Source organism: Azospirillum sp. B4, assembly GCF_000333275.1.
Taxonomy (GTDB): Bacteria; Pseudomonadota; Alphaproteobacteria; order Azospirillales; family Azospirillaceae; genus Nitrospirillum.
The window spans coordinates 1-6,154 of sequence record NZ_BACU01000239.1; the positions used below are offsets into that span (position 1 = coordinate 1).

Here is a 6,154-nt window from a genome sequence, read left to right on the forward strand (position 1 = left end):
CAGCCAGACGATGGCGATGAACAGGGCCGCCGTCAGTGCCAGGATGAAGCCGCCGACGAGCGCGTAGCTGGCGCGCGTTTCCATGTGAATTCAGCCCCTAACTGCCTAAGGCTTCACGGCCGCGCGTCCGCGGGGACCATGAAAGTAGTCATGGATCCAGGGATGCGTGTCCGCCAGCAACATGTCAATGGTTCCCACCTTGATCTTACGGTCGACCAGCACCGCGATGCGATCGCAAATGGCATAAAGGCTATCCAAATCATGGGTAACCATGACGACGGTCAAGCCCAGGCTGCGCTGTAATGTCCCGATCAACTCATCGAAGGCGGCGGCACCGATGGGATCCAGGCCCGCCGTCGGCTCATCCAGGAACAGGATTTCCGGATCCAGGGCCAGGGCACGGGCTAGGCCGGCGCGCTTGCGCATGCCGCCCGACAGCTGGGAGGGGTACTTGGCGCAGCTGTCCGGCGGCAGGCCCACCATGGAAATCTTGATGCGGGCCAGTTCCTGGATCAGGCAGGGGTCAAGCCGCGTATGTTCCTTCAGCGCCACCATGACGTTCTCCGCCACGGTCATGGAACTGAACAGCGCGCCATCCTGGAACAGGACGCCCCAGCGGCTCTGGATATGGCGGCGGGCGGCGTTGTCGGCCTTGGCCATGTCGATGCCCAGGACCTCCACCCGGCCGGCGGTGGGCCGCATCAGGCCGATGATCTCCTTCAGCAGCACCGACTTGCCGGTGCCGGACCCACCGACCACGCCCAACACCTCACCCCGGCGCACGTCCAGGTCGACCCCGTCATGCACCGTCTGGCGACCGAAGCGGGTGACCAGCCCCCGTACCCGGATGACGGGTTCGGCGTCGCCGCCCACCGGCGCGGGTCCGGTCTCAGAACCTGACGGCTCAGATCTTGAGATAGGAGAAGAGGATGGAGAAGAGAGCATCGAGCACGATCACCAGGAATATGGATTCCACCACCGACCGGGTGGTCAGCTTGCCCACGCTTTCGGCGCTGCCGGTCACGTTCAGGCCCTCGAAACACCCCACCAGGGCGATGACCATGGCGAAGACGGGGGCCTTGATCAGGCCCACGATCATGGTGGTCGGGCTGACCGCCACTTGCAACTGCCGCAGGAACTGGCCCAGCGTGATGTCCAGCGTGCCGTAGGACATCACGGCACCGCCGAACAGGCCCACCACGTCGGCATAGAAGCTGACCAGCGGCAGGGCCACGAACAACGCGGCCAAGCGGGGCAGCACCAGCATTTCGATGGGGTCCAGCCCCAGCACCTGCATGGCGTCGACCTCCTGGTTCACCTTCATGGTGCCGATCTGCGCCGTGAAGGCGGAGCCGGAGCGGCCAGCGACGATGATGGAGGTGATCAGCACCCCCAGCTCGCGCAGGATGCCGATGCCCAACAGGTGAACGACAAAGATCTCCGCCCCGAATCGCCGCAGCTGGTCGGCGCTCTGATACGCCAGCACCACGCCGATCAGGAAGGTCAGCAGGCCAATGATGGGCAGGGCGTTCAGGCCCACCTGTTCCAGGTGGAAGAAGAAGGCGGTCCAGCGGAAGCGGCGGGGGTCGCGGATCACCCGGCCGATGGTGATGAACACCAGGCCGAAGAAGCTCAACAGCTGGAACGCGTCCTGGCCCAGGCTGAAGGCGCCCTTGCCCACCCGTTCCAGCAGGTCATGGAAGGGATGATAGGGAGTGGTGACCTCCGGATGGCGCACCACGGCGCGGCGGACGTCGCGCAGTAGGGTGCACTGCGCTGGGGTGGCGCCGACCACGGCCACCGTCTCCCCCTCCGCCCGCAGGCGCTCGATCAGGCGGTCCAGCACCAGGGCGCCGGCGGTGTCCATGCCCGCCAGGCCGGACAGATCCAGCAGCACCTGGCCGGGCTTGCGGTCCGGCTTCAGGCGGGCCAGACTCTGGTCCAGCTGCTCCGCCGCCGCCAGATCCCAACGGCCGGCCGCGGCCAGCAACCAGTGGTCGCCGTCCCATGCCGTCCTGATCACGCCGATGCCTGCCGCCGCCATCTCACCCTTCTTGGCGGCCCCACCCCCATCCTGACGGGGGCGCCGGGCGGCCTTGCTCGTCCTTCACTTGACAGAAAGGCCCGCCACGGGTCAACAGCAGCGGCCGCGACACGCCCATCTGGGCATCGCGGCCGGCTTGGCGCTGGCCAGCCGACCAAGCGTCCCCTATGATTTCGCGCCCCGGGACAGGGGCGCTTCCCGCCTTCCCCAAGGCGTTCCCCCGAAGTGGACCTGTAAATGGACTTGAAGAGCCACATCCGCGGCGTTCCGGACTATCCCAAGCCCGGCATCCTGTTCTACGACATCTCGCCGCTGCTGGCCCACGCCGACGCCTGGGCCGTCGCCATGGGGCGCATGGCCCGGCTGGTCCAGGAAACGGGCGCCGATTTCATCGTGGGCATCGAGTCCCGCGGCTTCCTGATGGCCGCCCCGCTGGCGCTGAAGCTGGGCCTGGGCTTCGCCATGGTGCGCAAGAAGGGCAAGCTGCCGGGCGACGTGGTGCGTCATTCCTATGACCTCGAATACGGCAGCGACACGGTGGAAATCCAGGCCGACCTGGTGAAGCCCGGGCAGCGCGTCGTGGTGGTGGACGACCTGCTGGCCACCGGCGGCACCATGACCGCCGCCATCAAGCTGCTGCGCGACGTCGGCGCCGACGTGCGCGCCGCCGCCTTCCTGATCGAGCTGGACTTCCTGGAAGGCCGCAAGAAGCTGGATGTGCCGGTGCTGTCGCTGTTGAACTACGACAAGTAGTTTTCATTCGTTTTCCTCAAGCGCCGGCGTCCCCATCCGGGGACTTGGCTATCCTCGCTCCGCCCTTCGGTGCTCGCTCCGGCGGACGCGGTCGCGTCCTACAACGGCATGAGATGATGTCTCATGCCGTTGGGATGTCAGAGGTGTCCCGCCTCACTATCGTGCCAGCGCCTCAGCACCAGGCGCTGCACCAGCGACAGCAGCGCGAAGATGGCGATGCCCAACAGCGACAACAGCGACAGGGCCGCGAACATGCGCGGGGTGTTCAGGCGGTTGCTGGCGTCCACGATGCGCCAGGCCAGGCCCTGGCCGGTGCCCGATCCAGCCACGAATTCCGCCACCACCGTGCCGATCAGGGCCAGGCCACCCGAGATCTTCATGCCCGCCAGCAGGTAGGGCAAGGCCGACGGCAGCTCCAACCGCCACAGCACCTGCCACTTGCTGGCGCCGTAGAGGCGGAACAGGTCGCGCAGGCCCGCGTCGGTGGAGCGCAGGCCCAGCGTGGTGTTGCCCAGGATGGGGAAGAAGGCGACGATCCAGGCCAGGATCAGCTGCGCCAGATCCACCCGCTCATACCCCACCCAGACCAGCACGATGGGGGCGATGGCCATCACCGGTGTCACCTGCAGGATGACGGCGTAGGGATAGAGGGCCGAGGCCAGCAGGGGCGAGCGGGTGAACAGGATGGCCAGCGCCACGCCGCCCGTCACCGCCAGGGCGAAGGCCTGCAAGGTCACGGTGAGGGTGAACCATAGCGACAGGCCCAGCGTTTCCGGATCGGCCAGCAGCGCCGCCACCACGGCGCTGGGCGGCGGCAGGACGAAGGCGGGAATGGCCAGCAGGCGCACCAGCCCCTCCCACGCCGCCAGGACGACAGCGCCCAGGATGAAGGGCGCCAGGCGGCGCGGCGCGCTCATGCCCCGCCTCCCGTCGCATGAACCCCCATGGCGTCCGCCAGGGCCAGGGACACCCGGCGGCAGGCGTCGGCATACCGGGCGTCGGTGCGCAGGGCCTCATCCCGCGGATGCGGAAGGTCCAGCGGAATGTCGGCATGGATGCGACCAGGACGGGGCGCCATGACGATGGCGCGGCCCGCCAGGTAGACGCCCTCATAGACGCTGTGGGTCACGAACAGGGCTGTGAAGCGCTGGTCCCGCCACAGGGCCAGCAGGTCGTCGTTCAGCTTCTGGCGGGTGATCTCATCCAAGGCCGCGAATGGCTCATCCATCAGCAGCAGGCGCGGGCGTGTCACCAGCGCGCGGGCGATGGCGGCCCGCATCTTCATGCCGCCCGACAGCTCGCGCGGATAGGCCCGGGCGAAGTCGGCGAGGCCCACCTGGGCCAGCAACGCCGTGACACGGGCGTCGGCTTCCGCCCTCCGCACCTTGGCCAGGTCCAGCGGCAGGCGCACATTGTCCTGGATGCTGGCCCAGGGCATCAGCGTCGGTTCCTGGAACACCATCCCGATGGCGCCCGCCGCCGGCGGCCTGGACCACTGGATGTGACCGGCGGACGGCGCCACCAAGCCGGCGATATGGCGTAGGATGGTGCTCTTGCCGCAGCCGCTGGCACCGACGAGAGCCAGAAACTCGCCCTCACCCACCGCCAGTGAAATGTCGGTCAGCGCCAGCGTCCCGTTGGGATAGCGCTTGCTGACGCCCTGCAATTCCAGGAAGGGTGGCGGCCCCTGCCCCATCACGCGACCTCGTCTAGAACCGATACCGGCTTAACCTTTACCCGAGGTGCGCGGCCCGACGCCACCCTTGCTAGGCCGGCCGGGGTAGCCGATCATCGTGCATGGTCAAGTGCGACGCGCGGGTTGAATGGAGCGCCGAATCCCGCTACCTGATAAGGGTGGCCGAAAGGGGCCGCCGGTTCGGCCCCCTTTCGTCTTGTTCGTTTCCATGGAGATCCTGGTGACCCTGCCGATCCGCTTCGACGACGAAGAACCCGACGACGCCCCCGAGTCCGCCCCGGAGGGCGGCAAGGAGGAAAAGTCGAAGGGCGCGCCCTTCTCCCCCGTTGCCCAGAGCCTGTTCAAGAGCCGCACCGTCCTGATCTTCGGTGAGATCAACCAGAAGATCGCGGAGAGCACCATCGCCCAGTTGCTGGCGCTGGCGGCCGAAGGCGACGACCCCATCCGCCTGGTGATCAACTCCCAGGGCGGCCATGTGGAGAGTGGCGACAGCATCCACGACATCCTGCAGTTCATCCGCCCCCGCGTCCTGGTGCTGGGCACCGGCTGGGTGGCCAGCGCCGGCGCCCACATCTTCCTGGGTGCCGCCAAGGAAAATCGCTACTGCCTGCCCAACACCCGCTTCCTGATCCATCAGCCCATGGGCGGCACCGGCGGCCAGGCCACCGACATCGCCATCGAGGCGCGTGAGATCGTGAAGATGCGCAAGCGTCTGAACACCATCATCGCGCGGGAGACCGGCCAGCCGCTGGAAAAGATCGAGCAGGACACGGACCGCAACTTCTGGATGTCGGCGGAAGAGGCCAAGGATTATGGCATCGTCACCCACATCATCAGCAAGGCCGATGACCTGAAGTAAAAGGGCCGCCCCTGGTTGACCATCGATCAAAGCCGCCAACGCCGTATCGCGTCGGCGGCTTTTTTCTTGCCCCTTGCCCGGAGTGGAAACGTGGCTCCCATCGAAGGCCCTCCCCTGCCCATCGAACCGGCGACCAGCCTGTTCATGCCCACCTATCACCCCTTCCAGGGGGAGCGCTGGGCCCTGAACATCGTCCCGCTGCAGGTTTGCGCCGGCTATTGGACCCCCGCCCGCATGATCCGGGACATGGCCGTCCTGCTGCGCCGGGAGGCGGATGGCCTGCGCAGCTGGATGTCCATGACCCCCATGGAACTGGAGAGCCAGGAGATCGGCTGCCTGCTGGCCCGGGGCCGCACGGTGGTGATGGGCATGGGCATGGGTTGGGCCGCCTGCATCGCGGCGCTCAACCCCGCCGTCACCACCGTGACGGTGGTGGAGCAGGATCCCGAGGTGCTGGCAGTGATAGACCAGTGCGGCGTCTTCGCCCAGTTGCCGCCGGGAGCGGCGGCCAAGATCACGATCCGCCAAGGCGACGCCTACCGCTGGACGCCGGACGACGGCCTGCCGGTGGACACACTGCTGGCCGACATCTGGTTGGGCCTGCACAAGGGCGGCCGCCAGGAAGAGGTGCGCGCCATGGTGGCCAACACCGGCGCCGCGGCCGTCTATTTCTGGGGCCAGGAGATGAACATCGCCTGGCGGCTGCGGGAACTGGGCCTGCCCGTGGACGCGGCCGGCATCGACAAGTGATGCGGGAATGGGGGCTGCCCCTCCTGGCCCCGGTCATCCCGGCTAGCTGAAA

General features: G+C 67.4%; 7 protein-coding genes. 3 read left to right on the forward strand and 4 right to left on the reverse strand.

Annotated features, from left to right (window positions below):
- Positions 1-105: 105 nt before the first annotated feature.
- Both I55_RS10075 and I55_RS10080 read right to left on the reverse strand, forming a co-directional pair.
- Entirely contained in the window at positions 106-945 is an 840-nt protein-coding gene (locus tag I55_RS10075; protein WP_376739189.1) for an ABC transporter ATP-binding protein, read from the reverse strand.
- Entirely contained in the window at positions 905-2,044 is a 1,140-nt protein-coding gene (locus I55_RS10080; RefSeq protein WP_044560409.1) for an MlaE family lipid ABC transporter permease subunit, read from the reverse strand. The genes I55_RS10075 and I55_RS10080 overlap by 41 nt, the downstream gene beginning before the upstream one ends.
- A gap of 237 nt (positions 2,045-2,281) precedes the next feature.
- Here I55_RS10080 and I55_RS10085 point away from each other — a divergent pair, with 237 nt between their 5' ends.
- Complete coding sequence (locus I55_RS10085; protein WP_044560410.1) at positions 2,282-2,797, forward strand: adenine phosphoribosyltransferase; 516 nt, start codon at positions 2,282-2,284, stop codon at positions 2,795-2,797.
- 137 nt (positions 2,798-2,934) lie between these two features.
- Here I55_RS10085 and I55_RS10090 read toward each other — a convergent pair whose 3' ends face one another.
- Together I55_RS10090 and I55_RS10095 are read right to left on the reverse strand one after the other, a co-directional pair.
- A complete protein-coding gene (locus tag I55_RS10090; protein ID WP_044560411.1) occupies positions 2,935-3,714 on the reverse strand; it encodes an ABC transporter permease in 780 nt (259 codons plus the stop codon).
- Entirely contained in the window at positions 3,711-4,493 is a 783-nt protein-coding gene (locus tag I55_RS10095) for an ABC transporter ATP-binding protein (RefSeq protein ID WP_044560413.1), read from the reverse strand. The genes I55_RS10090 and I55_RS10095 overlap by 4 nt, the downstream gene beginning before the upstream one ends.
- A 208-nt stretch (positions 4,494-4,701) precedes the next feature.
- Between I55_RS10095 and I55_RS10100 the strand changes: the two genes are divergently transcribed.
- Both I55_RS10100 and I55_RS10105 read left to right on the forward strand, forming a co-directional pair.
- Positions 4,702-5,352, forward strand: coding sequence for an ATP-dependent Clp protease proteolytic subunit (locus I55_RS10100; RefSeq protein ID WP_083900993.1), 651 nt, complete (start codon positions 4,702-4,704; stop codon positions 5,350-5,352).
- Positions 5,353-5,442: 90 nt separating this feature from the next.
- Entirely contained in the window at positions 5,443-6,102 is a 660-nt protein-coding gene (locus tag I55_RS10105) for a hypothetical protein (RefSeq protein ID WP_148293664.1), read from the forward strand.
- Positions 6,103-6,154 lie beyond the last annotated feature (52 nt).

Bases quoted from the DNA above. Each gene is read 5' to 3' on its own strand.
- I55_RS10080 (WP_044560409.1), bottom strand. From the start codon at position 2,044: ATGGCGGCGGCAGGCATCGGCGTGATCAGGACGGCATGGGACGGCGAC.
- I55_RS10090 (WP_044560411.1), bottom strand. From the start codon at position 3,714: ATGAGCGCGCCGCGCCGCCTGGCGCCCTTCATCCTGGGCGCTGTCGTC.
- I55_RS10075 (WP_376739189.1), bottom strand. From the start codon at position 945: ATGCTCTCTTCTCCATCCTCTTCTCCTATCTCAAGATCTGAGCCGTCA.
- I55_RS10085 (WP_044560410.1), top strand. From the start codon at position 2,282: ATGGACTTGAAGAGCCACATCCGCGGCGTTCCGGACTATCCCAAGCCC.
- I55_RS10095 (WP_044560413.1), bottom strand. From the start codon at position 4,493: ATGGGGCAGGGGCCGCCACCCTTCCTGGAATTGCAGGGCGTCAGCAAG.
- I55_RS10100 (WP_083900993.1), top strand. From the start codon at position 4,702: ATGGAGATCCTGGTGACCCTGCCGATCCGCTTCGACGACGAAGAACCC.